At 55.2% G+C, this 26,894-nt stretch carries 25 protein-coding genes; 20 read left to right on the top strand and 5 right to left on the bottom strand.

All coding sequences use genetic code 11. The annotated features are described in order from the left end of the window. The first annotated feature begins 70 nt into the window (after window positions 1–70). The 3 genes from rstA to tus all read left to right on the top strand — a co-directional run bounded on the left by rstA (window position 71) and on the right by tus (window position 3,122). A complete protein-coding gene (gene rstA, locus APU02_RS07860; RefSeq protein WP_042282841.1) occupies window positions 71–805 on the top strand; it encodes a two-component system response regulator RstA in 735 nt (244 codons plus the stop codon). A gap of 12 nt (window positions 806–817) precedes the next feature. Next, window positions 818–2,119 (top strand): two-component system sensor histidine kinase RstB, encoded by a 1,302-nt coding sequence (rstB, locus tag APU02_RS07855; protein ID WP_060569720.1) that lies wholly within the window; start codon window positions 818–820, stop codon window positions 2,117–2,119. 73 nt (window positions 2,120–2,192) lie between these two features. Further along, the gene (tus, locus tag APU02_RS07850; RefSeq protein ID WP_060569719.1) at window positions 2,193–3,122 is read left to right on the top strand and encodes a DNA replication terminus site-binding protein; all 930 of its coding nucleotides are present in this window, start codon (window positions 2,193–2,195) and stop codon (window positions 3,120–3,122) included. Here the strand turns inward: tus and fumC are convergent. Both fumC and fumB read right to left on the bottom strand, forming a co-directional pair. Beyond that, the gene (gene fumC, locus APU02_RS07845) at window positions 3,119–4,522 is read right to left on the bottom strand and encodes a class II fumarate hydratase (protein ID WP_060569718.1); all 1,404 of its coding nucleotides are present in this window, start codon (window positions 4,520–4,522) and stop codon (window positions 3,119–3,121) included. The genes tus and fumC overlap by 4 nt on opposite strands. Window positions 4,523–4,661: 139 nt before the next feature. Continuing rightward, window positions 4,662–6,308, bottom strand: coding sequence for a class I fumarate hydratase (gene fumB / locus APU02_RS07840; protein ID WP_060569717.1), 1,647 nt, complete (start codon window positions 6,306–6,308; stop codon window positions 4,662–4,664). A gap of 216 nt (window positions 6,309–6,524) precedes the next feature. Between fumB and manA the strand changes: the two genes are divergently transcribed. Next, window positions 6,525–7,700, top strand: a complete 1,176-nt coding sequence (gene manA / locus APU02_RS07835; RefSeq protein WP_060569716.1) for a mannose-6-phosphate isomerase — start codon at window positions 6,525–6,527, stop codon at window positions 7,698–7,700. 101 nt (window positions 7,701–7,801) lie between these two features. Beyond that, the gene (locus APU02_RS07830; protein WP_060569715.1) at window positions 7,802–9,304 is read left to right on the top strand and encodes a YdgA family protein; all 1,503 of its coding nucleotides are present in this window, start codon (window positions 7,802–7,804) and stop codon (window positions 9,302–9,304) included. 30 nt (window positions 9,305–9,334) lie between these two features. Here APU02_RS07830 and APU02_RS07825 read toward each other — a convergent pair whose 3' ends face one another. Beyond that, entirely contained in the window at window positions 9,335–10,363 is a 1,029-nt protein-coding gene (locus tag APU02_RS07825) for a Mal regulon transcriptional regulator MalI (RefSeq protein ID WP_060569714.1), read from the bottom strand. 177 nt (window positions 10,364–10,540) lie between these two features. Here APU02_RS07825 and malX point away from each other — a divergent pair, with 177 nt between their 5' ends. The 3 genes from malX to add all read left to right on the top strand — a co-directional run bounded on the left by malX (window position 10,541) and on the right by add (window position 14,421). Next, entirely contained in the window at window positions 10,541–12,133 is a 1,593-nt protein-coding gene (malX, locus tag APU02_RS07820) for a PTS maltose transporter subunit IICB (protein ID WP_042282825.1), read from the top strand. A 10-nt stretch (window positions 12,134–12,143) separates the two neighbouring features. Next, window positions 12,144–13,316 (top strand): MalY/PatB family protein, encoded by a 1,173-nt coding sequence (locus APU02_RS07815; RefSeq protein ID WP_060569713.1) that lies wholly within the window; start codon window positions 12,144–12,146, stop codon window positions 13,314–13,316. 103 nt (window positions 13,317–13,419) lie between these two features. Next, on the top strand, window positions 13,420–14,421 hold the full coding sequence (gene add / locus APU02_RS07810) for an adenosine deaminase (RefSeq protein ID WP_060569712.1): 1,002 nt from the start codon (window positions 13,420–13,422) through the stop codon (window positions 14,419–14,421). Between the two features lie 87 nt (window positions 14,422–14,508). On the opposite strand, the gene APU02_RS07805 is transcribed toward add, so the two are convergent. Further along, window positions 14,509–15,549, bottom strand: a complete 1,041-nt coding sequence (locus tag APU02_RS07805; protein WP_060569711.1) for an oxidoreductase — start codon at window positions 15,547–15,549, stop codon at window positions 14,509–14,511. Window positions 15,550–15,790: 241 nt separating this feature from the next. Between APU02_RS07805 and blr the strand changes: the two genes are divergently transcribed. The 12 genes from blr to gstA all read left to right on the top strand — a co-directional run bounded on the left by blr (window position 15,791) and on the right by gstA (window position 25,949). Next, entirely contained in the window at window positions 15,791–15,916 is a 126-nt protein-coding gene (blr, locus tag APU02_RS07800) for a division septum protein Blr (RefSeq protein ID WP_042284684.1), read from the top strand. A gap of 295 nt (window positions 15,917–16,211) precedes the next feature. Continuing rightward, window positions 16,212–16,427, top strand: a complete 216-nt coding sequence (ydgT, locus tag APU02_RS07795) for a transcription modulator YdgT (RefSeq protein ID WP_042282818.1) — start codon at window positions 16,212–16,214, stop codon at window positions 16,425–16,427. Window positions 16,428–16,505: 78 nt separating this feature from the next. Then, window positions 16,506–16,946 (top strand): DUF2569 domain-containing protein, encoded by a 441-nt coding sequence (locus tag APU02_RS07790; RefSeq protein ID WP_042282816.1) that lies wholly within the window; start codon window positions 16,506–16,508, stop codon window positions 16,944–16,946. Between the two features lie 76 nt (window positions 16,947–17,022). Further along, complete coding sequence (gene rsxA, locus APU02_RS07785; RefSeq protein WP_042282814.1) at window positions 17,023–17,604, top strand: electron transport complex subunit RsxA; 582 nt, start codon at window positions 17,023–17,025, stop codon at window positions 17,602–17,604. Then, window positions 17,604–18,182 carry an electron transport complex subunit RsxB gene (rsxB, locus tag APU02_RS07780; protein WP_060569710.1) on the top strand — a complete coding sequence of 193 codons (579 nt, stop codon included), beginning with the start codon at window positions 17,604–17,606 and terminating at the stop codon, window positions 18,180–18,182. The genes rsxA and rsxB overlap by 1 nt, the downstream gene beginning before the upstream one ends. Then, entirely contained in the window at window positions 18,175–20,109 is a 1,935-nt protein-coding gene (rsxC, locus tag APU02_RS07775) for an electron transport complex subunit RsxC (RefSeq protein WP_060569709.1), read from the top strand. The genes rsxB and rsxC overlap by 8 nt, the downstream gene beginning before the upstream one ends. Then, window positions 20,110–21,168 (top strand): electron transport complex subunit RsxD, encoded by a 1,059-nt coding sequence (rsxD, locus tag APU02_RS07770; RefSeq protein WP_060569708.1) that lies wholly within the window; start codon window positions 20,110–20,112, stop codon window positions 21,166–21,168. It abuts the gene before it with no gap. A gap of 3 nt (window positions 21,169–21,171) precedes the next feature. Continuing rightward, window positions 21,172–21,792 carry an electron transport complex subunit RsxG gene (gene rsxG, locus APU02_RS07765; protein WP_042282807.1) on the top strand — a complete coding sequence of 207 codons (621 nt, stop codon included), beginning with the start codon at window positions 21,172–21,174 and terminating at the stop codon, window positions 21,790–21,792. Window positions 21,793–21,795: 3 nt separating this feature from the next. Beyond that, window positions 21,796–22,494 carry an electron transport complex subunit E gene (locus tag APU02_RS07760; RefSeq protein WP_042282805.1) on the top strand — a complete coding sequence of 233 codons (699 nt, stop codon included), beginning with the start codon at window positions 21,796–21,798 and terminating at the stop codon, window positions 22,492–22,494. Next, window positions 22,491–23,126 (top strand): endonuclease III, encoded by a 636-nt coding sequence (nth, locus tag APU02_RS07755; protein ID WP_060569707.1) that lies wholly within the window; start codon window positions 22,491–22,493, stop codon window positions 23,124–23,126. Before APU02_RS07760 ends, nth begins: the two co-directional genes overlap by 4 nt. A gap of 606 nt (window positions 23,127–23,732) precedes the next feature. Continuing rightward, on the top strand, window positions 23,733–25,238 hold the full coding sequence (gene dtpA / locus APU02_RS07750) for a dipeptide/tripeptide permease DtpA (RefSeq protein ID WP_060569706.1): 1,506 nt from the start codon (window positions 23,733–23,735) through the stop codon (window positions 25,236–25,238). 105 nt (window positions 25,239–25,343) lie between these two features. Further along, entirely contained in the window at window positions 25,344–25,949 is a 606-nt protein-coding gene (gene gstA / locus APU02_RS07745; protein WP_060569705.1) for a glutathione transferase GstA, read from the top strand. Window positions 25,950–26,007: 58 nt separating this feature from the next. Here the strand turns inward: gstA and pdxY are convergent, their stop codons facing one another. Beyond that, complete coding sequence (gene pdxY / locus APU02_RS07740) at window positions 26,008–26,868, bottom strand: pyridoxal kinase PdxY (protein ID WP_060569704.1); 861 nt, start codon at window positions 26,866–26,868, stop codon at window positions 26,008–26,010. Window positions 26,869–26,894: the final 26 nt, after the last annotated feature.

Genomic DNA, 26,894 nt, shown 5'->3' with positions numbered 1-26,894 from the left:
TTTAGGAAAGATTAATGGAAGGCGGCGGCGCCGCGGTGTATGTTGGCGTTTTTAGTCTGGCAATAATGGCATGAACACAATTGTATTTGTCGAAGACGATCCTGAGGTTGGCGCGCTCATCGCAGCTTATCTGGCAAAACACGATTTTGACGTAGTGGTTGAGCCGCGCGGTGATAAGGCGGAAGCGCGTATTCTGGAAGTGCAGCCCGATCTGGTCCTGCTGGACATCATGCTTCCCGGCAAAGACGGTATGACGTTATGTCGTGATATTCAGGGGCGCTGGCAGGGACCGATTGTGCTGCTTACTTCTCTCGACAGCGATATGAATCACATCCTCGCGCTGGAAATGGGCGCCTGCGACTACATACTGAAAACGACGCCCCCTGCCGTGCTACTCGCCCGCCTGCGCCTGCATTTACGTCAAAGCGAACACGCCACTCTGGCGAAAGGCATTCAGAGCGGCGGCGCGACGCCGTACAACCCTTTACGCTTTGGCTCGCTGAGGGTTGATCCGATTAACCGTTCAGTGTCGCTGGGCGGCGAACAGGTCTCCCTTTCCACCGCCGATTTCGAACTGTTATGGGAACTGGCGACCCATGCCGGACAGATTATGGATCGCGACGCGCTGCTGAAAAATTTGCGCGGCGTCAGCTACGACGGACTGGATCGTAGCGTGGACGTCGCAATTTCACGTCTGCGTAAAAAGTTGCGTGATAACGCCACGGAACCCTATCGCATAAAAACCGTGCGAAACAAAGGTTACTTGTTTGCGCCCCATGCCTGGGATGATGAAACCGCATACTGAGTGGAGAATGGAATGAAAAAACTCTTTGTGCAGTTTTATCTCCTGCTGTTTGTCTGCTTTCTGGTAATGACCCTGCTGGTTGGCCTGGTCTACAAATTCACCGCCGAGCGCGCCGGAAGGCAGTCGCTGGATGATTTGATGAAAAGCTCACTGTACCTGATGCGCAGTGAACTGCGGGAGATCCCGCCCCGTGACTGGGGTAAGACCATCAAACAGATGGATCTCAATCTCTCCTTCGACTTACGCGTTGAACCGCTGACCCACTTCCGGCTGGACGCGTCCTCAATGGAGCGCCTTCGCAGCGGCGACATTATTGCGCTGGACGATCAGTACACCTTTATTCAGCGTATTCCGCGCAGCCACTACGTGCTGGCCGTCGGTCCGGTGCCCTATCTCTACTACCTGCATCAGATGCGCCTGCTGGACATCGCGCTGATGGCGCTCATCGCCATTTCACTCGCCCTGCCGGTGTTTATCTGGATGCGTCCTCACTGGCAGGACATGCTGCGACTAGAAGCTGCGGCTCAGCGTTTCGGTAAAGGTCATCTGGGCGAGCGACTGAACTTCAACAGCGGTTCCAGCTTTGAGCGGCTGGGCATTGCTTTTAACCAGATGGCTGACAACATCACTGCGCTGATCGCCAGTAAAAAACAGCTGATTGACGGTATCGCCCATGAACTGCGCACGCCGTTGGTGCGTCTTCGCTATCGGCTGGAGATGAGCGAAAACCTCAGTCACCAGGAGTCGCTGGCGCTTAATCGTGACATCGGGCAGCTTGAGTCGCTGATCGAGGAGCTATTAACTTATGCCCGTCTCGACAGGCCGCAAAATGAACTGCACCTTAGCGAACCGGACCTCCCGGCGTGGATCACGTCCCACATTGAAGACGTACAGAGCGTCACTCCGGAACGCACGCTAACCCTCTCACAGGTCGTTCGCGGGCACTACGGCGCACTGGATATGCGTCTGCTGGAGCGCGTTCTGGACAACTTACTCAATAACGCACTGCGTTACTGCAAAACGACCGTTGAAATTAGCCTGCTGCGGGACGGACACCTCGCAACGTTGATTGTCGAGGATGACGGCCCAGGCATCGCGCCCGATGCCCGGCAAAAGGTGTTCGAACCTTTTGTGCGCCTGGACCCCAGCCGCGATCGCGCCACCGGTGGATGCGGTCTTGGACTCGCCATTGTCCACTCCATCGCTATGGCGATGGGGGGGACGGTGAGCTGCGGCGTGAGCCACCTTGGCGGCGCACAATTTCGTTTTAGCTGGCCTCTCCGGTCCCCCATCGCGCAAGAATCCCTTGCCTGACGACGACCGCACTGTAGCCGCCGACGAAAAGTTGTGCTATAAAAAAGTATGTTGTAACTAATGAGAATCGATCATGGCACGCTACGATCTTGTCGACCGACTGAACAGCACGTTTCGTCAGATGGAGCAGGCGCTCGCGGCGCTGACGGAAGCGCTCAGCCAGCAACCCCTGACGATTGCCCGCGTTTTTTCCCTGCCGGAGATCAGTAAAGAAGATGAGCATAACCCGCTGGAGACCATTGCGGTCAAACAGCATCTGGGTAAAGAAGCGCTGTCGCTGGCGTTAGCGCATTATCGCCACCTGTTCATTCAGCAGCAGTCGGAGAAGCGCAGCAGCAAAGCGGCGGTTCGTTTGCCCGGCGTGATCTGCTTTCGGGTGGATAACGCCAGTCAGCAGGCGTTACAGCGTCAGGTTGAACAGATAAACCAGTTGAAAACCACCTTCGAATATATCGTTACCGTGGAGTCAGGCTTACCCTCTGCAGCGCGATTTGAATGGGTGCATCGTCATTTACCCGGGTTGATCACGCTCAATGCCTACCGCGCGTTGACGGTGATTAACGATCCGGCGACGCTGCGCTTCGGCTGGGCGAATAAACATATCATCAAGAATCTCACCCGCGACGAGGTGCTGGCCCAGCTTGAAAAAAGCCTCAACACCCCACGTAGCGTACATCCCTGGACCCGCGAGGAGTGGCAGGCAAAGCTGGAGCGAGAATACCAGGATATCGCCGCGCTACCGCAGCGGGCGAAATTGAAAATTAAGCGTCCGGTCAAGGTCCAGCCCATCGCCAGGGTCTGGTATAAAGGGAAACAGAAGCAGGTGCAACACGCCTGCCCGACCCCGCTGATTGCGTTAATCAGCACGGATAACGGCGCGGGTGTGCCCGACATCGGCGAACTGCTGAATTACGATGCCGATAACGTTCAGCACCGTTTTAAACCCCAGGCGCAGCCGCTACGGTTGATAATTCCCCGGCTGCACCTGTACGTGGCGGATTAACGACCCGGCTTCATGCTGCCGACCATCTGCTCTGGCCGCACCCAGCGATCAAACTCCTCTTCACTGAGGTGGCCCAGCGCCAGAGCGGCGGCTTTCAGCGTCAGCCCCTCTTTGTGCGCTTTTTTGGCGATCTCTGCCGCTTTATCATAGCCGATGTGGGTATTCAGCGCGGTGACCAGCATCAGCGACTCGTTAAGCAACTGATTGATGCGCTCGCGGTTCGGTTCAATCCCTGTCGCGCAATGGGCGTTAAAGCTTTCCATGCCGTCGGCCAGCAGACGCACAGATTGCAGGAAATTATGAATCACCATCGGGCGATAAACGTTGAGTTCGAAGTTTCCCGACGCCCCTCCCATGTTGATTGCCACATCGTTGCCCATTACCTGGCAGCACAGCATCGTCAACGCTTCACATTGTGTCGGGTTAACCTTGCCCGGCATGATCGAACTGCCCGGTTCGTTTTCCGGGATAGCGATTTCACCAATGCCGCAGCGCGGACCGGAAGCCAGCCAGCGCACATCATTGGCGATTTTCATCAGTGAGGCCGCCAGCCCTTTCAGCGCGCCGTGAGCGTGTACCAGCGCATCACAGGTGGCAAGCGCTTCAAACTTATTGGGTGCGGTAACAAACGGCGCCTGGGTTATCAGCGCCAGTTCATCGGCCACGCGACGCGCATATTCAGGATGGGTATTCAGACCTGTACCAACGGCGGTGCCGCCAAGCGCCAGTTCCGCGACGTGCGACAGGCTGGCCTCCAGGTGTTTATGGTTATGCTCAAGCATTGCCACCCAGCCGGAGATTTCCTGACCGAGCGTCAGCGGCGTGGCGTCCTGTAGGTGGGTACGACCAATTTTGACTATGTCGGCGAAGGCGTGGGATTTCTCGCGCAGGGTCTGAGTTAATATCGTCAGTTGCGGAATAAGTTGCTTACGTAACGCCAGCAGCGCAGCCACATGCATGGCCGTCGGGAAAACGTCATTTGAGCTTTGGCTCTTGTTGACGTCATCATTGGGATGCACTTTGCGATCCATTCCGCGCACCCCGCCCAACAGCTCGCTTGCCCGGTTCGCCAGTACTTCATTCATATTCATATTACTTTGCGTACCGGAACCGGTCTGCCAGATAGCCAGCGGAAACTCATCGGCATGTTTGTCTGCCAGCACTTCGTCGGCGGCCTGCATAATGGCAGAGGCCTTCTCCGGCGACAGCAGCCCTAAATCCTCGTTAACCTTTGCCGCTGCACGCTTAGTGAGCGCCAGCGCGTGGATCAGCGCGACGGGCATTTTTTCAGTCGAAATACGAAAATGCTCCAGTGAACGTTGGGTTTGCGCGCCCCACAGTTTATCTGCCGGGACATCAATTGCACCCATCGAATCTTTCTCGCGGCGTACCGTTACCATTACCTTCTCCTTACTTAATGCGTTGATGAGGTTATGTTCGACATTGCCCACTTGCTTGCGGTCTTATGAGTATTAACGATGACGTAACCGTCGTTTGGTGGTTCGTGCGAAAAAAAACCGCCCCGTAGGGCGGCTGACGTTATTTCACGCAGCGTGCGCACTGCGACGTCTGAATCTGCTGGAAAAAGTCATTTCCTTTATCATCCACCAGGATAAAGGCCGGGAAATCTTCCACTTCGATCTTCCAGATCGCTTCCATGCCCAGTTCCGGGTATTCCACACATTCGAGGCTCTTGATGCTGCCCTGTGCCAGCACCGCCGCCGGGCCGCCAATACTGCCGAGGTAGAAACCGCCGTGCTTGTGACAGGCGTCGGTGACCTGCTGGCTGCGGTTCCCCTTCGCCAGCATTATCATGCTGCCGCCGGCGGCCTGAAGCTGATCGACGTAAGAATCCATCCGACCTGCGGTAGTTGGGCCGAGCGAGCCCGATGCGTACCCTTCCGGCGTTTTCGCCGGACCGGCGTAATAGATGGGATGATCTTTCACATACTGCGGCAGGCCTTCGCCCCGATCCAGACGCTCTTTCAGTTTGGCATGGGCGATATCACGCCCCACAATAATGGTTCCGTTCAGAGACAGACGCGTGGAAACCGGGTACTGCGACAGTTGCGCCAGTATATCTTTCATCGGGCGGTTCAGGTCAACGCGCACCGCTTCCCCTTCGCCTGCTTTGCGCAGCGCCTCGGGAATGTATTTACCCGGATTATGCTCCAGTTTTTCGATCCAGATCCCATCGCGGTTAATTTTCGCCTTGATGTTACGATCCGCGGAACAGGAGACCCCCATCCCCACCGGACAGGACGCCCCGTGACGCGGCAGACGAATCACCCGGATATCATGAGCGAAATATTTGCCCCCGAACTGCGCGCCCAGCCCCAGATTTTGCGCTTCCACCAGCAGCTCTTTTTCCAGCTCAACGTCGCGGAAAGCCTGACCGTGTTCATTTCCTTCCGTTGGCAGCGCGTCATAATATTTCGCAGAGGCCAGTTTGACGGTTTTCAGGTTTGCTTCGGCAGACGTGCCGCCAATAACAAACGCGATGTGGTATGGCGGGCAGGCCGCGGTGCCCAGCGTGCGCATTTTATCGACCAGATAATTTTTCAGTTTCCCCGGCGTCAGCAGCGCTTTGGTTTCCTGATACAGATACGTTTTATTCGCCGATCCCCCGCCCTTGGCGATACAGAGGAATTTATACTCATCGCCATCCACGCTATAAAGGTCAATCTGCGCTGGCAGGTTGGTGCCGGTATTCACTTCTTTATACATGTCCAGCGCGGCATTCTGCGAGTAGCGCAGGTTATCTTCGATATAGGTGTTATACACCCCGCGCGCCAGCGCAGCCTCATCGCCGCCGCCAGTCCACACGCGTTGCCCTTTTTTGCCGACAATAATCGCTGTACCGGTGTCCTGGCAGGTCGGCAAAATGCCTTTCGCGGCAATGTCGGAGTTGCGCAGAAACTGCAGCGCAACGTACTTGTCGTTTTCGCTGGCTTGTGGGTCAAGCAGAATATCGGCGACCTGCTGCTGATGCGCCGGGCGCAGCATGAACGAGGCGTCATGGAAGGCCTGTTGCGCCAGCAGCGTGAGCGCCTGTGGCGCAACTTTCAGGATCTCTTGTCCTTCAAATTCGGCCACGGAAACGTGTTCACTGGTCAGCAGATAGTATTCGGTATCATCCTTTTTAAGGGGAAAAGGATCCTGATAAAAGAAGGGTTTGTTTGACATTGATCTCTCACTTACTGCTCGGTCTGATTATCTTAGGCTTCAGGGCAGATGTTCCTTTGCCCTCGTTAAAAGCGAGTTACACTATCCTACACAATTTTTTAACAAAAACTGAGACAAGTACGACTTTTTGCGTGCACAGGTTACATCCCGCGGGTTTCTTGGTTTAATAACCGCATTCATTTCCACCTCATTTTAAAATTGAAACAGGGCATTGAAATGCAAAAACTTATCAACTCGGTGCAGAACTATGCGTGGGGCAGTAAAACGGCGCTGACGGAGCTTTACGGCATAGCTAACCCGCAGCAGCAGCCGATGGCGGAGCTGTGGATGGGCGCGCACCCAAAAAGCAGCTCTCAGGTGGTTGATGCTAACGGCCAAACCGTGTCGCTACGTGACGTCATCGAAAAGCATAAATCCACCCTGCTGGGCGATGCGGTTGCTGAGCGTTTTGGAGAGCTGCCCTTCCTGTTTAAAGTCCTTTGCGCCGCACAACCGCTGTCCATTCAGGTGCATCCGAACAAACGTAATTCTGAAACAGGCTTTGCCCGGGAAAATGCCGCCGGGATCCCGCTGGATGCCGCCGAGCGCAACTACAAGGATCCGAACCATAAGCCAGAGCTGGTTTTTGCCCTGACGCCGTTCCTGGCGATGAACGCATTTCGCGAGTTCTCTGAGATCGTCTCCCTGCTGCAACCGGTCGCTGGCGCTCACACCGCTATCGCGCATTTTCTGGAAAACCCCAATGCTGAACGGCTGAGTGAACTGTTCGCCGGTCTGCTGAATATGCAGGGGGAAGAAAAATCCCGCGCGCTGGCGATTCTGAAAGCCGCTCTGGAAAATCAGCAAGGCGAACCGTGGCAGACGATTCGTCTTATCGCCGAGTTTTACCCGGATGACAGCGGCCTGTTTTCGCCGCTGCTGTTAAACGTGGTGAAGCTGAATCCGGGAGAAGCCATGTTCCTGTTCGCTGAAACGCCGCATGCCTATCTGCAGGGTGTGGCGCTGGAAGTGATGGCCAATTCCGATAACGTTTTGCGTGCCGGACTGACGCCAAAATATATCGATATTCCGGAACTGGTCGCCAACGTCAGATTCGACGCTAAGCCAGCCAACCAGTTGTTAACAACGCCGGAGAAAAACGGTGCGGAACTGGACTTCCCTATTCCGGTAGATGATTTCGCCTTCTCGTTGCACGACCTGTCCGCGCAGGAAACGCCCGTCGCGCAGCAAAGCGCGGCGATTCTGTTCTGCGTGGAAGGCGAAGCTGTGCTCAGCAAAGGCGAGCAGCGTCTGGTGTTGAAACCCGGCGAGTCTGCGTTCATCAGCGCTGCGGAGTCGCCGATCATGGCCAGTGGCGTGGGCCGTTTAGCGCGGGTCTACAACAAGTTCTAGCAACTTACTGAATTTTTTAACAACTCTTGCTAAGCTAGTAAGAGGTCTTTGCGTTCTCCAGGCGGCCCGGGCTGCCTGGTTTCATTTTATGGATAAACAATATGAAAAAATCGCTGGTAGCTGCGAGTGTCATCGTCGCACTCGGTATCGTCTGGACGGGCGGTGCATGGTACACAGGTAAGAAGCTGGAAACCCATCTTTCTGAGATGGTCAGTCAGGCCAATGAGCAAATTAAGCGCAGCGCGCCGCAGGCGAATGTGGAACTTGGCTATCAAAACTATCAGCGCGGCGTGTTCAGCAGCCAGCTGCAACTGGTGCTTAAGCCGGTTGCCGGCAAAGAAAATCCGTGGCTGAAAGCGGGCCAGAGCGTGGTTTTCAATGAGTCTGTCGATCATGGTCCTTTCCCCTTCGCGCAGTTAAAAACCCTGAATCTCATCCCGTCAATGGCCTCGGTGAAAACCACCCTGCAAAATAACGAGGTCAGCAAGCCGCTGTTTGATCTCGCCAAAGGTGAAGCCCCCTTCGAGATCAACTCCCGTATAAGCTACAGCGGCGATACGCGTTCGGTGATGGCGGTGAAGCCGCTGAATTACGAGAATGAGACCGATAAAGTTGCCTTTAGCGGCGGTGAGTTCATCTTCAACGCCGACAAAGAAGGCAAAGAGGTGTCGCTTTCCGGTGAAGCGCAGAGTGGTCTGGTGAACGCAGTAAACGAATATGGTCAGAAGGTTCAGTTCACCTTCAACAATCTTAAGACCGAAGGTTCCAGCAGCCTCGCGAGCTTCGGCGAGCGCGTTGGCGATCAGAAACTGACCCTCGATAAAATGGCGATCTCTGTAGAAGGCAAAGAGATGGCGCTGCTCGAAGGTATGGAAATTAACGGCAAAACCGATCTGGTCAACGACGGCAAAACCATTAACAGCCAACTGGATTATTCGCTTAACAGCCTGAAAGTGCAGAATCAGGATCTGGGTAGCGGTAAGCTGACGCTGAAAGTGGGCCAGATAGACGGCGAAGCATGGCATCAGTTTAGCCAGCAGTATAATGCGCAAACCCAGGCGCTGTTGACACAGCCGGAAATCGCAGATAACCCGGAACTCTATCAGCAAAAAGTGACCGAGGCGTTCTTCAGCGCCCTGCCGCTGCTGATGAAAGGTGAACCGGTGGTGACGGTCGCGCCGCTGAGCTGGAAAAACGCAAAAGGTGAAACCACCTTCAACCTTTCCCTATTCCTGAAAGATCCGGCAACCGCGCAGGGCGAGCCGAAGACGCTGGCCGATGAAGTCGACCGTTCGGTGAAATCACTTGACGGCAAATTAGCCATCCCCATGGATATGGCCGTTGAGTTCATGACGCAGATTGCCAAACTGGAAGGTTACCAGCAGGAGCAGGCGGAAAAACTGGCTACGCAGCAGGTCAAAGGTCTGTCAGCCATGGGGCAGATGTTCCGCGTGACCACCCTGGAAGACAACACCATTGGCAGCAGCCTGCAGTACGCTAACGGCCAGGTGACGCTGAACGGGAATAAAATGCCGCTGGAAGAATTTGTCGGCTTGTTCGGCATGGCGTCATTGCCGGTGCCAGACGCACCGACGCAGCCGTAAGGCCCACTCTGAACCCCTCGTCTGAGGGGTTTATTTTTGTATCACCAGCCGCGCCGATAACGTCTGGTTACGGGTGTGTCCGTCATCATGGCCGATGCGTTGCAGTATGCGTTCCGCCAGGTAATACCCCATTTCGCGCGCCGGCGTTGTGGCCCAGACAATAGGCAAATCATCCAGCGCGTTTTCCGGAACGTCGGCAAATGCCCCCAGTGAAATCTGCTGTTCAAAGTAACGATCGACGCCGACCTCGCCGCTCTGGCGACCGGCGCGCATCAGGCCAAACCACGCCCCCATGGCGATCACTTCGTTATAACAGACCACGGCACTGATGGTCGGATTTCGTCGTAGCAACGTGGTGATGGCCTCAGCCGCCTGTTTTTGGCTGGTGGCGCACTCCAGCACCCAGTCACTGTGAAACGGCAGACCATATTTCAACAGCGTGGCGCAGTAGCCGCCCACGCGTTCGGCCCGGGTCAAAGAGGAGCTTTGCCCGCCTAACCAGGCAATACGCTGATGGCCGTGGCGGATGAGATGCTCCGTCAGCAACTGTGCCGCCTGCATGTTGTCGGGGCGCACGGTATCCACGTCGTCGGGATAGCTGGCGCGGGAGGCAAACACCACGGGAATGCCCTTTTCTTCCGCCATCACGCGTAGCGTCTCACTGCTCCCCGCAGCGCCGGCGATGATCACCCCATCGACACCCTGATTCAGTAACATCGTAAAACGCTGTTCCAGCTGTTCGCCGTCATGTCCGCCATGCAGCAGAAAGACCATCCGTCCCTGCGACTCCAGCGCTTCGGTCAAGCCCGCGGTGAGCTCCGCGTAAAACCGGGCGGATAAATCACGAACGATCAGCCCAACAACGCCGCTCTGTCCTCCCCGCAGCGCGGAAGCCTGACGGTTGCGCACAAAGCCCAGTTCTTCGATCGCCGCATTGACGCGCTCCCCGGTGGCGGTTGAAATACGTCCTTTACCGCTGAGCACCAGCGAAACCGTACTGACCGACACCCCCGCCGCCAGCGCCACATCGTGGATAGTGATTTTTTTGGCTATAGCCATGGAAACAACAAACTCCCCTGCTAACGTGACAGATAAAACGTTTTATCAATCACTTATATTTATACGCCCTATTATCCTCCGATAATGTGATTTGCGCCGCACTAAAATAAGGTAAAACGTTTTATCTTTCCGCTCAAATTTACGCGTTACCGATGAATTTTCACAAGGAGTCGTTAGATGACGGCAAAAACAGCACCCAAAATCACGTTATGGGAATTTTTCCAGCAGTTGGGCAAAACCTTCATGCTGCCCGTCGCTTTACTGTCGTTTTGCGGCATTATGCTGGGCATCGGCAGTTCGTTAAGCAGCCACGATGTGCTGACTCTGCTTCCGGCGTTGGGCAATCCGGTCCTGCAGGCGATCTTCACCTGGATGAGCAAAGTCGGTTCATTCGCCTTTAGCTTCCTGCCGGTCATGTTCTGCATCGCGATTCCTTTAGGTCTGGCGCGCGAAAACAAAGGCGTCGCCGCGTTCGCCGGTTTCGTCGGCTATGCGGTGATGAACCTTGCGGTTAACTTCTGGCTAACCGCAAAAGGCATTCTGCCCGCCACCGACCCGGCGGTGCTGAAAGCCAATAACATCCAGAATATCCTCGGGATCCCGTCCATCGACACCGGGATCCTCGGCGCGGTCATCGCCGGTATTATCGTCTGGATGCTGCACGAACGTTTTCACAATATTCGTCTGCCGGATGCGCTGGCATTCTTCGGCGGGACCCGCTTTGTGCCGATTATCTCTTCCGTGGTTATGGGCCTGGTGGGTCTGGTCATTCCACTGGTTTGGCCGGTATTTGCGATGGGCATCAGCGGACTCGGTCATATGATTAACAGCGCGGGCGACTTTGGCCCCATGTTGTTTGGTACCGGCGAACGTCTGCTGTTACCGTTTGGTTTACATCACATTCTGGTTGCGCTGATTCGCTTTACCGACGCAGGCGGTACACAGGAAGTGTGCGGTCATACGGTGAGCGGCGCCCTGACTATCTTCCAGGCGCAGTTGAGCTGCCCTACCACACAGGGGTTCTCTGAAAGCGCAACCCGCTTCCTCTCACAGGGTAAAATGCCCGCGTTTCTCGGCGGCTTACCGGGAGCCGCATTAGCGATGTATCACTGCGCCCGGCCTGAAAATCGCCATAAAATCAAAGGACTGTTGATATCTGGCCTGATCGCGTGCGTCGTGGGCGGCACCACGGAACCGCTGGAATTTTTATTCCTGTTCGTTGCCCCGGTACTGTATGTGATTCACGCGTTACTGACGGGTCTGGGTTTCACCATTATGTCGGTGCTGGGCGTGACCATCGGCAACACTGACGGCAATATTATCGATTTTGTCGTGTTTGGTATTCTGCACGGCCTGTCGACCAAGTGGTATCTGGTGCCAGTGGTAGCCGCTATCTGGTTCGCGGTGTACTACGTCATTTTCCGCTTCGCCATCACCCGCTTTAATCTGAAAACGCCGGGTCGCGACAGTGACATCGCCAGCACGATAGAAAAAGCCGTTGCCGGCGCGCCGGGTAAATCGGGCTATAATGTGCCAGCCATTCTGGCGGCGCTGGGCGGTGCCGATAATATCGTCAGCCTCGATAACTGCATTACCCGCCTGCGTCTGTCGGTGAAGGATATGTCGCTTGTGAACGTCCAGGCGCTCAAGGACAACCGCGCCATTGGGGTGGTTCAGTTGAATCAGCATAATTTGCAGGTGGTCATTGGTCCTCAGGTTCAGTCGGTGAAAGACGAAATGGCGGGTCTGATGAATACCGTTCAGGCATAAGGGCTACGCTATGTTCGATTTTTCAACCGTTGTTGACAGGCATGGGACCTGGTGCACCCAATGGGATTACGTTGCCGACCGTTTTGGTTCTGCCGATCTGCTGCCGTTTACCATTTCCGATATGGATTTCGCGACGGCGCCCTGTATCCTGGAGGCGCTGCACCAGCGCCTCGCTCACGGCGTACTGGGCTACAGCCGCTGGCAAAATGATGCGTTTCTCGGCGCCATCGCCTCCTGGTTCGATCAACGACACAACACCACGATCGACACCGGTTCGCTGGTGTATGGCCCCTCGGTGATCTATATGGTGTCGGAATTAATTCGCCAGTGGTCCGCGCCGGGTGACGGCGTGGTTGTCCATACGCCTGCCTATGACGCTTTTTACAAAGCTATAGAGGGCAATCAGCGCACCGTGATTCCCGTCGCCCTGGAAAACCCCCGTGCGGGATGGATCTGCGACCGGGATAAACTGGAAGCGGCGCTGGCGCGACCGGAGAGTAAAATTCTGTTGCTGTGCAGCCCGCACAACCCGACCGGTAAAGTCTGGACGCGCGGTGAACTGGAGATCATGGCGGCGCTGTGCGAGCGCCACGGCGTTCGGGTTATTTCCGATGAAATTCATATGGACATGGTGTGGGGAGAACAGCCGCACATTCCCTGGTGCAACGTGGCGAGCGGCAACTGGGCGCTGTTTACCTCCGGCTCGAAGAGCTTCAATATTCCGGCGCTTACTGGCGCGTATGGCCTGATACAAGATGAACAGAGCCGCACTCGTTATCTCAATGCGCTAAAAGGTCGCGATGGTCTGTCGTCGCCTGCCGTCCTGGCGCTGACCGCGCACATCGCAGCCTACGAGCAAGGCGCGCCCTGGCTGGATGCGCTTCGCGGTTACCTGAAGGATAATTTGCGTTATGTTGCCGATACGCTTAACGGCGCCTTTCCGGAACTGGCCTGGCAACCGCCGCAGTCAACGTATCTGGCGTGGATCGATCTGCGTTCGCTGAAGATTGATGATCATGCATTGCAGTCTGCGCTTATTCATCAGCAAAAAATCGCCATAATGCCCGGCTTTACCTATGGCGATGAGGGGCGCGGCTTTGTGCGTTTAAATGCCGGTTGCCCGCGTTCGAAACTTGAACAAGGCGTCTCCGGCCTGATAAAGGCGATTCGTTCCGTCCGCTAACGCACCGTTGCGCAATGAAATTAATCATTGCGCAACATAGCTTTTCACCGGGATTTGTTTTTATAATAGCGCGCACTTTTCTATTCAAATAATGAGTGCGACCATGATTGATACTTCCCTGCCGTTAACTGACATTCATCGCCACCTGGATGGCAACATCCGCGCCCAGACCATCCTCGACCTTGGTCGCCAGTTCAATTTGACGCTTCCAGCCCAGACGCTCGACACGCTGATCCCCCATGTTCAGGTGACCGCGACGGAACCCGATCTGGTCAGTTTCCTGGCTAAGCTGGACTGGGGAGTCAAAGTATTAGGCTCCCTGGAGGCCTGCCGCCGCGTGGCGTTCGAGAACATTGAAGATGCCGCCCGAAATGGCCTGCACTACGTTGAACTGCGATTTTCTCCGGGTTATATGGCCATGACGCATAACCTCCCGATCGCGGGCGTGGTGGAATCGGTCATCGCGGGTGTACGCGAAGGTTGCGAAGCCTTCGGCGTGTCGGCGCGTTTGATTGGCATCATGAGCCGCACTTTTGGCGAAGCCGCCTGTTTGCAAGAGCTCGAGGCGCTTCTGGCGCACCGCGATCAGATCACCGCGCTGGATCTCGCCGGAGATGAACTGGGCTTTCCGGGCAGTTTGTTCCTGTCGCATTTTAACCGGGCCCGTGACGCCGGGTGGCGCATTACCGTTCATGCGGGAGAAGCCGCCGGCCCGGAAAGCATCTGGCAGGCAATTCGTGAGCTGGGCGCAGAGCGCATCGGACACGGCGTGAAAGCCGTTGAGGATCCTGCGTTGATGGACTTTCTTGCGGAGCAGCGCATCGGAATTGAGTCCTGCCTGACATCAAATATACAGACCAGCACCGTGGCATCGCTGGCGGCGCATCCGCTGAAAACTTTCCTTGAGCACGGCGTACTGGCCAGTCTGAACACCGACGATCCGGCAGTACAGGGCGTAGATATTATTCATGAGTATACCGTCGCGGCGCCGGCTGCGGGTCTGACGCGCGAACAGATTCGCCAGGCGCAGATCAACGGTCTGGAAATCGCTTTTCTGAGTGCGCAGGAAAAACAGGCGCTGCGCGAAAAAGTGGCGGCAGCGTAAAGGACGGTGCCGGATGGCGGTGATGCCTTATCCGGCCTACTGCATAAGCCTGCCCGGCGGGCGATAGCGCCGCCGGGCAGATAGCTCTTACGTCAGACTCAGCGTCGAACGGTGTTTAGCCGACTCAATACCAAGCTCAATCAATTCCATAATCTGAATCGCCTGGCTTGCAGGTACCGGGTTTTCTCCATTACCGTTCAGCGCATCGCGGATCCCGGCGTAATACGCCGGATAATTCCCCGGAACGGTCAGCCAGGTCTCTTCGACGCGCGTTTCGCCTTCCACGCGGGTAAGCACGCCGTCGCGCATGTCGTAGCCCCAGTCTTCCTGTGGCAGACGCTCGCCGTTTTTCAGCCGCTCTTCCTGCGGGTCAAGGCCATATTTCACATAGCTCCCCCGCGAACCGTGTACGATATAGCGCGCCGATTCCGCCGCCGCCAGCATCGTTCCATGCAAAATCACCCGGCGCTGGGGATAAGAGAGCGTGGCGTGAAAATAGTCGGTTGACTGGGCCCCCGGACGCAGTTGCGCCAGATCGACGGTCATACTGACCGGCAAACCAAACAGGTTGATTGCCTGATCCAGCAGATGCGGCGCCAGATCGTACCAGATACCGCTACCTGGCCCGCCCTGTTCGCGCCAGCGATCGCGGACCTGCGGGCGGAAGCGGTCAAAGTGAGACTCAAAATAGGCCACTTCCCCCAGCACGCCCTCTGACAGCATCGCTTTCAGGGTCAGAAAATCGCTGTCCCAACGGCGGTTATGAAAGACGGAAAGCACCCGTCCAAGGCTACGCGCCAGCGCATCCAGTTCGCTAGCTTGTGACAGTGTCACGGTAAAAGGCTTATCAACCACCACGTGCTTACCGGCTTCCAGCGCGGCTTTCGCCAGCGGGAAATGGGTGTCGTTAGGGGTGGGAATGACAATCAGGTCAATATTGGGGTCGTTAAACAAATGCTTTGGCTCAGAGACAACGGCCACGGCAGGCCAGTCCGCCTTTACCTTGGCTGCATCGCTGCTGGAAATGACGGCCAGTTCCAGACCGGGTGTACCATCAATTAACGGCGCGTGGAACGTCTTGCTGGCGTATCCATAGCCAATCAATCCTACGCGGATATTGTCACTCATCATGTTGCCTCTCGTTTCAGTCTGTGACCATTTCACACTATCCATAATCGTCTAACAATAGTTTACTTCGCCCCGCAGCAGAAAGGCGAAGAGTTAACTTAAGTCAAACAACCGTCATTTAAGCGCCGTCCGGGGTAATAAAGTGACTGAAACCGTTCCCGAAACCCTTGCTGGCTTAACTTTCGCTAAGTAAAATTCGCCGTCTGTGTTTAAGGATAAATCAAAGCAAATGTCGTCAGTGATCAATCGTATTATCGAATTAACGGGTTGGGTGGTTCTTGCATTTTCCGTGGTGCTGCTGGGCGTGGCTAATCATATTGATAATTACCAGCCGCCAGAGCAAACCGCAGTCGTTCAGAAAAAATGATGCTCTCCCGCCAGGCGGCTTGCGTCGTCTGGCGTTCAGCAACGGGCTTTTAAATACAGAAAAGGCTGAAAAAGTATCTGAAAAAGGTAAATCTGCCGCTTACCGCGCCTGCGCATATTGCCAGTTTCAATGAAGCAGGATAACCTTCTGGCCAGTGCCGTCTGGCACGGCTTTAGCTGTTAAGAAATCACTTATTTTGCATTGGTATCCCGGGCGTGCTGGTCAGGGATCGTTTGTTTATTTTTTTACGTTCGCAACTCAATAGGCATTATTTTTATATTAGGGATCCCTGTTTATGACCGTTCAGGATTATTTATTAAAATTCCGCAAAATTAGTTCACTTGAAAGTCTGGAAAAGTTGTTCGACCATCTCCATTACACGCTTACCGACGATCGGGACATCATCAATATGTATCGCGCTGCCGATCACCGTCGCGCGGAACTGGTATCCGGCGGTCGACTGTTTGATGTGGGTCAGGTGCCAAAGTCCGTCTGGCGTTACGTCCAATAAGAAAGTAGCGCTTGCCAGCAAAAGCTTTATAATAACCGCCCCAAAAAGAACGGTATGTCTGGCAATTCCGGAGATTTTATGACCACAACCCCGGCACAACGCATTGGAGGCTGGTTACTTGGCCCACTGGCCTGGCTTTTAGTCGCGTTGTTAAGTGCTTCGCTGGCCCTTTTTCTTTACGCTACGGCGCTCGCAACGCCGCAAACGTTCAGAATGTTGTCAGAACAAAGCGGGGGCAATCTGGTTTTATGGGGCGTTTCTTTTCTTACCGCGATCGCCATGTGGTACTACACCCTGTGGTTGACGATTGCGTTCTTTAAGCGCAGACGTTGTGTGCCAAAGCACTATATTGTCTGGTTGCTGGTGTCGGTTTTGCTGGCGATCAAATCCTTTGCCTTTTCGCCCGTGCCCGATGCTCTTGCCGTACGTCAACTGCTGTTTCCGCTGTTGGCGGCAGCACTGCTGGTGCCCTATTTCAAACGCTCTGCGCGCGTGAAATCGACTTTCGTGAACCCGTAATAACCATACAGTTAACCTGTTGTCGCCTGCTGTAGATTGTCAGATAATAGGCGGCTTTTTTATTTCAGGCCGAAAAATGACTGATTACCTGCTGCTGTTTATCGGAACTGTGCTGGTCAATAACTTTGTACTGGTGAAGTTTCTGGGGCTTTGTCCGTTTATGGGGGTGTCCAAAAAACTGGAAACCGCCATGGGAATGGGCCTCGCAACGACGTTCGTGATGACCCTGGCCTCGATCTGCGCATGGCTGATTGATACCTGGATCCTGATTCCGCTCAATCTGATTTATCTGCGCACGCTGGCCTTTATTCTGGTTATCGCGGTTGTTGTACAGTTCACCGAAATGGTGGTGCGTAAGACCAGCCCGGCGCTTTATCGTCTGTTGGGGATTTTCTTACCGTTGATCACCACCAACTGTGCAGTACTGGGCGTCGCGCTGCTGAATATCAACCTTGGTCACACTTTTTTGCAGTCGGCTCTGTACGGATTTTCCGCCGCCGTCGGTTTTTCGTTGGTCATGGTGCTGTTTGCCGCCATTCGCGAGCGCCTCGCCGTGGCGGATGTCCCTGCCCCCTTTCGCGGTAACGCGATTGCGCTGATCACGGCAGGGTTAATGTCTCTGGCCTTTATGGGCTTTAGTGGTTTGGTGAAGTTGTAATGAATGCTTTCTGGATTGCCGTTGCCGCCTTGAGCCTGCTGGGCCTGGTGTTCGGCGCCATTCTGGGCTATGCCTCCCGCCGCTATGCGGTGGAAGATGATCCGGTCGTCGAAAAAATTGATGAAATTTTACCGCAAAGCCAGTGTGGGCAGTGCGGTTACCCCGGCTGTCGTCCCTACGCGGAAGCTATCGGTAGCCAGGGTGAGAAAATCAACCGCTGTGCGCCCGGCGGCGAAGCGGTGATGCTTAAAATCGCTGAACTGTTGAATGTCGATCCGCAGCCGATAGACGGCGATGAACAGGCCATGGCGCCTGTGCGTATGCTGGCCGTAATTGATGAAGCCAACTGTATCGGCTGCACGAAGTGCATTCAGGCCTGCCCTGTTGACGCGATTGTCGGTGCGACGCGCGCCATGCACACGGTGATGAGCGATCTCTGTACCGGCTGCAATCTCTGCGTCGATCCTTGCCCGACACAGTGTATCGAACTGCGCCCGGTCGCCGAGACGCCTGACAGTTGGAAGTGGGATTTAAACACGATCCCCGTGCGCATTATCCCCGTGGAACAACATGCTTAAGTTATTCTCTGCTTTCAGAAAAAATAAGATCTGGGATTTCGATGGCGGTATTCATCCGCCAGAAATGAAATCGCAGTCCAACGGAACGCCGCTGCGTCAGGTCCCCCTGGCGCAGCGCTTCGTTATTCCCCTAAAACAGCACATTGGCGCCGAGGGCGAACTGTGCGTTGCTGTCGGTGAGCACGTATTGCGGGGACAGCCGTTAACCCGTGGGCGCGGAAAAATGCTGCCGGTACATGCGCCCACCTCCGGTACGATAGCGGCAATTGCCCCGCACTCCACCGCCCATCCCTCCGCCCTCGCTGAACTGAGCGTGATCATTGATGCCGACGGCGAAGACCGCTGGATTGAGCGTGATGGTTGGTCGGATTACACCTCGCATAGTCGCGAAGAATTAATCACCCGCATCCACCAGTATGGCGTTGCGGGTCTTGGCGGCGCGGGCTTCCCAACCGGCGTAAAACTGCAGGGCGGCGGTGATAAAATCGAAACGCTGATCGTCAACGCGGCGGAATGTGAACCTTACATTACCGCTGACGATCGCCTGATGCAGGACTGTGCCGCGCAGGTCGTCGAGGGGATCCGCATCCTTGCGCATATCCTCCAGCCACGCGAGGTTCTGATTGGTATTGAAGATAACAAACCGCAGGCCATTTCGATGTTGCGCGCCGTGTTGGCCGACGCTCATGACATCTCCCTGCGCGTGATCCCCACTAAATATCCCTCAGGCGGCGCGAAACAACTTACCCAGATCCTGACCGGCAAACAGGTGCCCCACGGCGGTCGTTCTTCCGATATCGGCGTGCTGATGCAAAACGTCGGTACCGCCTATGCCGTTAAACGTGCGGTAATTGATGGTGAACCCATTACCGAACGCGTGGTGACGCTGACAGGCGAAGCCGTCAGTCGCCCCGGCAACGTCTGGGCGCGACTGGGTACGCCGGTGCGTCATCTTCTGAACGACGCGGGATTCTGCCCTTCAGCCGATCAAATGGTGATCATGGGCGGCCCGCTAATGGGCTTCACTCTGCCCTGGCTCGATGTGCCGGTGGTCAAAATCACTAACTGTCTTCTGGCGCCTTCCGCAACCGAAATGGGCGAACCCCAGGAAGAAAAAGGCTGTATTCGCTGCAGCGCCTGTGCGGACGCCTGCCCGGCCGATCTACTGCCGCAACAGCTTTACTGGTTCAGTAAAGGGCAGCAGCATGATAAAGCCACCGCGCACAACATTGCTGACTGCATTGAATGCGGCGCCTGCGCATGGGTATGCCCGAGCAATATTCCTCTGGTGCAATATTTCCGTCAGGAAAAAGCCGAACTGAACGCCATAAGCCAGGAAGAAAAACGGGCGGCGGAAGCCAAAGCGCGATTTGAAGCACGTCAGGCGCGTCTGGAACGCGAAAAAGCGGCACGCCTTGAGCGCCATAAAAAAGCGGCGGTCCAGCCAGCGGCGAAAGACCAGGACGCCATCGCTGCAGCCCTTGCGCGAGTGAAACAAAAACAAGCTCAGGCAACTCAGCCGGTTATCATCCAGGCCGGGGAAAAACCGGATAACAGCGCGGTCATTGCCGCCCGGGAAGCGCGTAAGGCTCAGGCGCGCGCAAAACAGGCGGAAAATAGTGTCACCACGGATACCGACCCGCGTAAAGCGGCGGTCGAAGCCGCTATTGCCCGCGCGAAAGCGCGTAAGCTGACACAGCAGGCAACGGACGAACAGGCCGCGCCCGCCGAACCGGTGGACCCGCGTAAAGCGGCGGTTGAAGCCGCCATTGCCCGCGCGAAAGCGCGTAAGCTGGCGCAGCAAGCAACGGACCAACAGGCCTCGCCCGCCGAACCGGTCGATCCGCGTAAAGCGGCGGTTGAAGCCGCCATTGCCCGCGCGAAAGCCAAAAAAGCCGCTCAGCAGCAGGTTGTCAACGAGGAATAAATGGTATTCAGAATCGCAAGTTCTCCTTACACGCATAACCAGCGTCAGACATCACGCATTATGCTGCTGGTTTTACTCGCCGCCGTACCGGGTATCGCCGCACAGCTGTGGTTTTTTGGCTGGGGCACGCTTTTTCAGATTGTGCTTGCAGGCATCAGCGCCGTTCTCGCAGAAGCCGCGGTGCTCAGACTGCGTAAACAGCCGGTTCTGTCCGTTTTAAAAGACAATTCCGCTGTGTTGACCGGATTGCTGTTGGCCGTCAGTATTCCGCCGCTGGCCCCCTGGTGGATGGGGGTTCTCGGTACCGTTTTCGCCGTGATTATCGCCAAACAGCTGTATGGCGGCCTGGGTCAGAATCCGTTTAACCCGGCAATGATTGGCTACGTTGTCCTGCTCATCTCCTTCCCCGTTCAGATGACAAGCTGGCTACCGCCGCATGAGATTGCCGCGCTATCGCCAGGCCTGATGGATGCGCTTCAGGTGATCCTGACCGGTCATACCGCCAGCGGTAACGATATGAATAGCTTGCGGATGGGCATTGACGGGATCAGTCAGGCCACGCCGCTGGATACCTTTAAAACTGCGCTGCATGCGGGGCGCTCTGTTGACCAGATCCAGCAATACCCTATTTACCGCGGCGCGTTTGCGGGTGTGGGCTGGCAGTGGGTCAATCTGGCGTGGCTGGCTGGCGGTGTCTGGTTGCTGTGGAAAAAAGCGATTCGCTGGCATATTCCGGTCAGCTTTCTGCTCTCGTTAAGTGTCTGCGCAACGCTGGGCTGGTTTTTCGCCCCCGACGCCCTGGCCTCGCCGTCAATCCACCTGCTTTCCGGTGCGACCATGCTCGGCGCGTTCTTTATTTTGACCGATCCGGTAACGGCCTCGACCACGAATCGGGGTCGTCTGGTGTTCGGCGCGCTTGCGGGGCTGCTGGTTTGGCTCATCCGCAGCTTTGGCGGTTATCCGGATGGCGTAGCCTTCGCCGTGCTTCTGGCGAATATTACGGTTCCGCTGATCGATTATTACACCCGTCCGCGGGTGTATGGCCATCGCAAAGGATAATCCATGCTGAAAACGATTCGTAAACATGGCATCACGCTGGCGCTGTTTGCAGCAGGCTCAACCGGACTGACCGCCGCCATCAATATGATGACCAAAACGACCATCGACGAGCAGGCCGCTCTCCAGCAAAAAGCGCTTTTTGATCAGGTGCTGCCCGCCGATCGCTATAACAATCAGCTACAGAACCGTTGTTTCATCGTTAGCGCCCCGGCGCTGGGGAAAGGCGAGCACCGCGTTTATATCGCCGAGAAAAATGGCACTCCCGTCGCGGCGGTAATGGAAGCGACGGCGCCTGATGGTTACTCCGGCGCGATTCAACTGCTGGTTGGCGCAGACTTCAACGGCACGGTTTTAGGCACGCGGGTTACCGAACATCACGAAACGCCAGGGCTGGGCGATAAAATCGAACGACGCTTGTCAGACTGGATCACGCATTTCAGCGGTAAATCGATCCAGGGCGCAAACGACAGTCGCTGGGCAGTAAAAAAAGATGGCGGCGACTTTGACCAGTTTACTGGCGCGACCATTACGCCTCGCGCAGTGGTTAACGCCGTGAAGCGCGCTGGACTTTATGCACAAACGTTGCCCGCGCAACTTTCACACCTTCCCGCCTGTGGAGAATAGACCATGAGCGAAATCAAAGACGTTATTGTCCAGGGGTTATGGAAAAACAACTCCGCGCTGGTTCAGCTGTTGGGCTTATGCCCTCTGCTGGCGGTGACCTCAACAGCAACCAATGCGTTGGGCCTGGGACTTGCCACTACGCTGGTGCTGACGCTCACCAACCTGACCGTTTCAGCGTTGCGCCGCTGGACGCCAGCGGAAATTCGTATCCCGATTTATGTCATGATCATCGCGTCGGTAGTGAGCGCCGTGCAGATGCTGATCAACGCCTATGCCTATGGCCTTTACCAGTCGTTAGGCATCTTTATTCCGCTTATCGTGACCAACTGCATCGTGGTGGGCCGTGCGGAAGCTTTTGCGGCGAAGAAAGGACCGGCGCTTTCGGCGCTTGACGGTTTCGCTATCGGCATGGGCGCCACTGGCGCGATGTTCGTGTTGGGGTCGCTGCGTGAGATCCTCGGTAACGGCACCCTGTTTGACGGCGCGGACAGCCTGCTGGGAAGCTGGGCGAAAGTGCTGCGGATTGAAATTTTCCACACCGATTCCCCTTTCCTGCTGGCGATGTTGCCGCCGGGCGCCTTCATTGGGCTTGGCCTGATGCTGGCAGTGAAATACCTTATTGACGAGAAAATGAAAAAACGCCGCGCCAGCGTGGCGGTCGCAACGGAACTGCCCTCTGGCGAAACAGGGAATGCCTCATGAACAAAACGAAACGGCTGGAAATTTTAACCCGCTTGCGTGACAACAATCCGCACCCGACAACGGAACTGAACTTCAATTCGCCTTTTGAACTGTTGATCGCGGTCCTGCTGTCGGCCCAGGCCACCGACGTGAGCGTTAATAAAGCCACCGCGAAGCTTTACCCGGTCGCCAATACCCCTGCCGCCATGCTCGCGCTTGGCGTTGAGGGCGTTAAGTCATACATCAAGACAATCGGCTTGTTTAACAGCAAGGCCGAAAACGTCATCAAAACCTGCCGTATCTTGCTGGAAAAACATCAGGGTGAAGTACCCGAAGATCGCGCTGCGCTGGAAGCTCTGCCGGGCGTTGGTCGCAAGACCGCTAACGTCGTGCTTAACACCGCATTTGGCTGGCCCACCATCGCCGTAGATACGCATATTTTCCGCGTCTGTAACCGAACCCAGTTCGCGCCAGGTAAAAACGTTGAGCAGGTAGAAGAAAAGCTGCTGAAAGTGGTTCCCGCAGAGTTTAAAGTTGACTGCCATCACTGGCTGATTCTGCATGGCCGCTACACCTGCATTGCGCGTAAACCGCGCTGCGGCTCCTGCATTATTGAAGATCTTTGCGAATACAAAGACAAAGTCGACTTTTGACCGACCGGGGCGTCAGCCCGCCCCGTCATAACCCTTTGTTATCCTCTCCATGTCCGGTTCGTTACCGACAATCCTATCGCCTGACATCCAGACCCTAATGGAATATGCGGGTGTTTAAACACTTATCCAGGTTAATCATTTTTTTGATAGCAAAAATTTCTATCCAATTGTGATCGCGATCAAACTGATAACCCTATGTAAATTATTTTATTCAATCTGGTTAAATTCAGCTGCAAATGCTCCGATCAAAACTTTTATTGACAATACAATACACTGGCTATTTTTCAGATATTGGCCTATATCACTGCATTAATCGTCAAATAGCAGAACATATTGCCACCGGTCCCTTTCACGCCCTGTTCATTAGCGTAAAAATCTGCCTTTTTACGATTAAAGAAATTTAACGCTGGATAACATTTCTCATGCCCGTTGAATTCACCACTTCAGATATATGTAACAGATTATTACAAAGGACTTGTCTGAAAGTGCAAGATAGTGAACATTACTTGCCGTTTCCCCTCCCACTATAACAATTTCACGGCTGCGTAAGACGCATCACGTGACAGAACACCCCCGTTAATATGGGATGTAAAAAAAGAGGTATAAGTGTCTACTGCAAACAATAAACCAACGGAAAGCGTCAGTCTGAACGCTTTCAAACAACCGAAAGCGTTCTATCTCATCTTCTCGATTGAGCTCTGGGAGCGTTTTGGTTATTACGGCCTGCAAGGGATCATGGCCGTTTACCTGGTTAAACAACTGGGTATGTCTGAAGCGGATTCTATCACCCTGTTCTCCTCCTTTAGCGCCCTGGTTTACGGTCTGGTCGCCATTGGTGGTTGGTTAGGGGATAAAGTACTGGGCACCAAGCGCGTGATTATGCTTGGTGCGATCGTGTTGGCTATTGGTTATGCGCTGGTCGCCTGGTCCGGTCACGATGCCGGGATCGTTTATATGGGGATGGCAGCCATTGCAGTGGGTAACGGCTTGTTTAAAGCCAACCCGTCTTCCCTGCTGTCTACCTGCTATGCCAAAGATGACCCGCGTCTTGATGGCGCATTTACCATGTACTACATGTCCGTCAACATCGGTTCATTCTTCTCCATGCTGGCGACACCATGGCTGGCTGCGCGTTACGGCTGGAGCACCGCGTTTGCACTGAGCGTTGTCGGTATGCTGATCACCGTTGTTAACTTCGCCTTCTGCCAGCGCTGGGTGAAAAACTACGGTTCGAAACCTGACTTCGAGCCTGTCAACTATCGCAACCTGCTGCTGACCATTGTTGGCGTTGTCGCGCTGATCGCCGTTGCGACCTGGCTGCTTCACAACCAGGAAATCGCGCGCATGGCGCTGGGCGTGATCGCCCTCGGTATCGTGATTATTTTTGCGAAAGAAGCCTTTTCCATGCAGGGCGCGGCACGCCGCAAAATGATTGTCGCCTTCATTCTGATGCTGGAAGCGATCATCTTCTTCGTTCTGTACAGCCAGATGCCAACCTCGCTGAACTTCTTCGCGATCCGTAACGTTGAGCACTCCATTCTGGGTATCGCGTTCGAGCCGGAACAGTATCAGGCGCTGAACCCGTTCTGGATCATCATCGGTAGCCCGATCCTCGCCGCTATCTATAACAAAATGGGCGACACCCTGCCGATGCCGATGAAATTCGCGCTGGGTATGGTGCTGTGCTCCGGTGCGTTCCTCGTGCTGCCGCTGGGTGCGAAATTCGCCACCGACGCAGGCATCGTCTCCGTTAACTGGCTGATTATTTGCTACGGCCTGCAAAGTATCGGTGAACTGATGATCTCCGGTCTGGGTCTGGCGATGGTGGCGCAACTGGTTCCGCAGCGTCTGATGGGCTTCATCATGGGGAGCTGGTTCCTGACGACCGCTGGCGCGAATATCATCGGCGGTTACGTCGCGAACATGATGGCTGTACCAGAAAACGTTACCGACCCGCTGATGTCTCTCGAAGTATACGGTTGCGTCTTCCTGCAGATTGGTGTGGCTACCGCCGTTATTGCAGCGCTGATGCTGCTTACTGCGCCGAAGCTGAACCGCATGACCCTGGACGACAACAACGACCAGAAAGCGTCTAAAACCGCTACCGCGTAAGACGTTGGGAAACACAAACGAGAGCCGCTAACTTTGCGTTAGCGGCTTTTTTTTTGTTCGCTCTCGCACTAGGATACGGTAAACCTCAGTTGAAAGGAGTAACCGATGAAACTGTTCTATAAGCCAGGCGCCTGTTCTCTTGCTTCCCATATTACCCTTCGCGAGAGCGGCAAAGATTTCACCCTTGAAGGGGTGGACTTGATGAAAAAGCGGCTGGAAAACGGCGATGACTTTTTCGCGGTTAACCCAAAAGGGCAAGTTCCGGCGCTATTGCTTGACGATGGCACTTTGCTGACGGAAGGCGTGGCGATCATGCAGTATCTCGCAGACAGCGTGCCGGATCGCCAACTGCTGTCGCCGGTGGGCAGTATTTCACGTTATAAGACGCTGGAATGGCTTAACTATATCGCTACTGAGCTGCACAAAGGCTTCACCCCGCTGTTTCGCCCGGATACGCCAGAAGAGTACAAACCCGCCGTCCGCGCTTTGCTGGAGAAAAAACTGCAGTACGTCGATGAATCACTCAAAGAGGGTCAGTGGATTTGCGGTCAGCGTTTTACCATTGCCGACGCCTATCTTTTTACCGTACTGCGCTGGGCAAGCGCGGTGAAGCTGAATATGGCGAGCTTAAACCATATTGCAGAGTATATGCAGCGAGCGGCAGAACGTCCGGCCATTGCCGCGGCGCTTAAGGCGGAAGGGTTGAAATAGCCGGACTGGCTTAGCCGGGTATCGCTAGCGCTTACCCGGCCTACGTTACGACAACCGCTTATAAGCGGGTCGCGCTGAAATAGTGCTCTGGTCTGGCGATACGATCCTGCGCCGCCACCACCTGCAGTTCATATTCCTGCATTTCCCGGGTCGCGATCATAATCTCATACACCGCCGCGGTGACATGTTCCAGCGCCTGCTGAAGGGTTGCTCCCTGCAACAGTTTTACCAACAGCAAACCGCTGGTGACGTCGCCAACCCCCACCGGCTGGCGCGTCCCGAAATCGACCAACGGACGGCTGATGTGCCAGGCTTCTTCTGCCGTTACCAGCAGCATTTCAAAACGCTCCATGCTGAAGCCTGCGCGCGCCAGATGTTTCACCAGAACAATCTGTGGACCCTGCGCGATTAACTCACGGGCTGCCGCGACAGCGTCTTCTACGCTATTCACCGCATGTTCGCACAGGATTTCCAGCTCAATCAGATTAGGCGCAATGATGTCGCTGGCGGGAAGCGCATGACGAACGTGAAACTCAGCGACGCCTGGCGCCACGATGCAGCCTTTTTCCGGGTGGCCCATGACCGGGTCGCAAAAATATTTTGCCGCCGGATTCGCCGCTTTCACCTGGCGGACGATCCCCAGAATATGCTCACCTTGCTCCGCAGATCCCAGATAACCGCTCAGCACTGCATCACAGCGCTTGAGCTGATCGATATCGGCGATACCCTGCACAATTTCGCTCAGATGCGACGGTGGCATAACACACCCCGTCCATTTGCTGTACTGCGTGTGATTAGAGAATTGTACCGTATTGAGGGGCCAGACGTTGGCGCCGAGGCGGCGCATTGGGAATTCCGCAGCGCTGTTGCCAGCATGTCCAAAAACCACATGGGACTGGATGGCGAGGATATTCTTCATTTTTTGCTTACCACAACCCTGAAAAA

This window comes from Citrobacter sp. 50677481 (genome assembly GCF_001463265.1).
Classification (GTDB): Bacteria; Pseudomonadota; Gammaproteobacteria; order Enterobacterales; family Enterobacteriaceae; genus Citrobacter_A; species Citrobacter_A sedlakii.
This window is presented reverse-complemented; position numbering and strand designations above follow the sequence as displayed.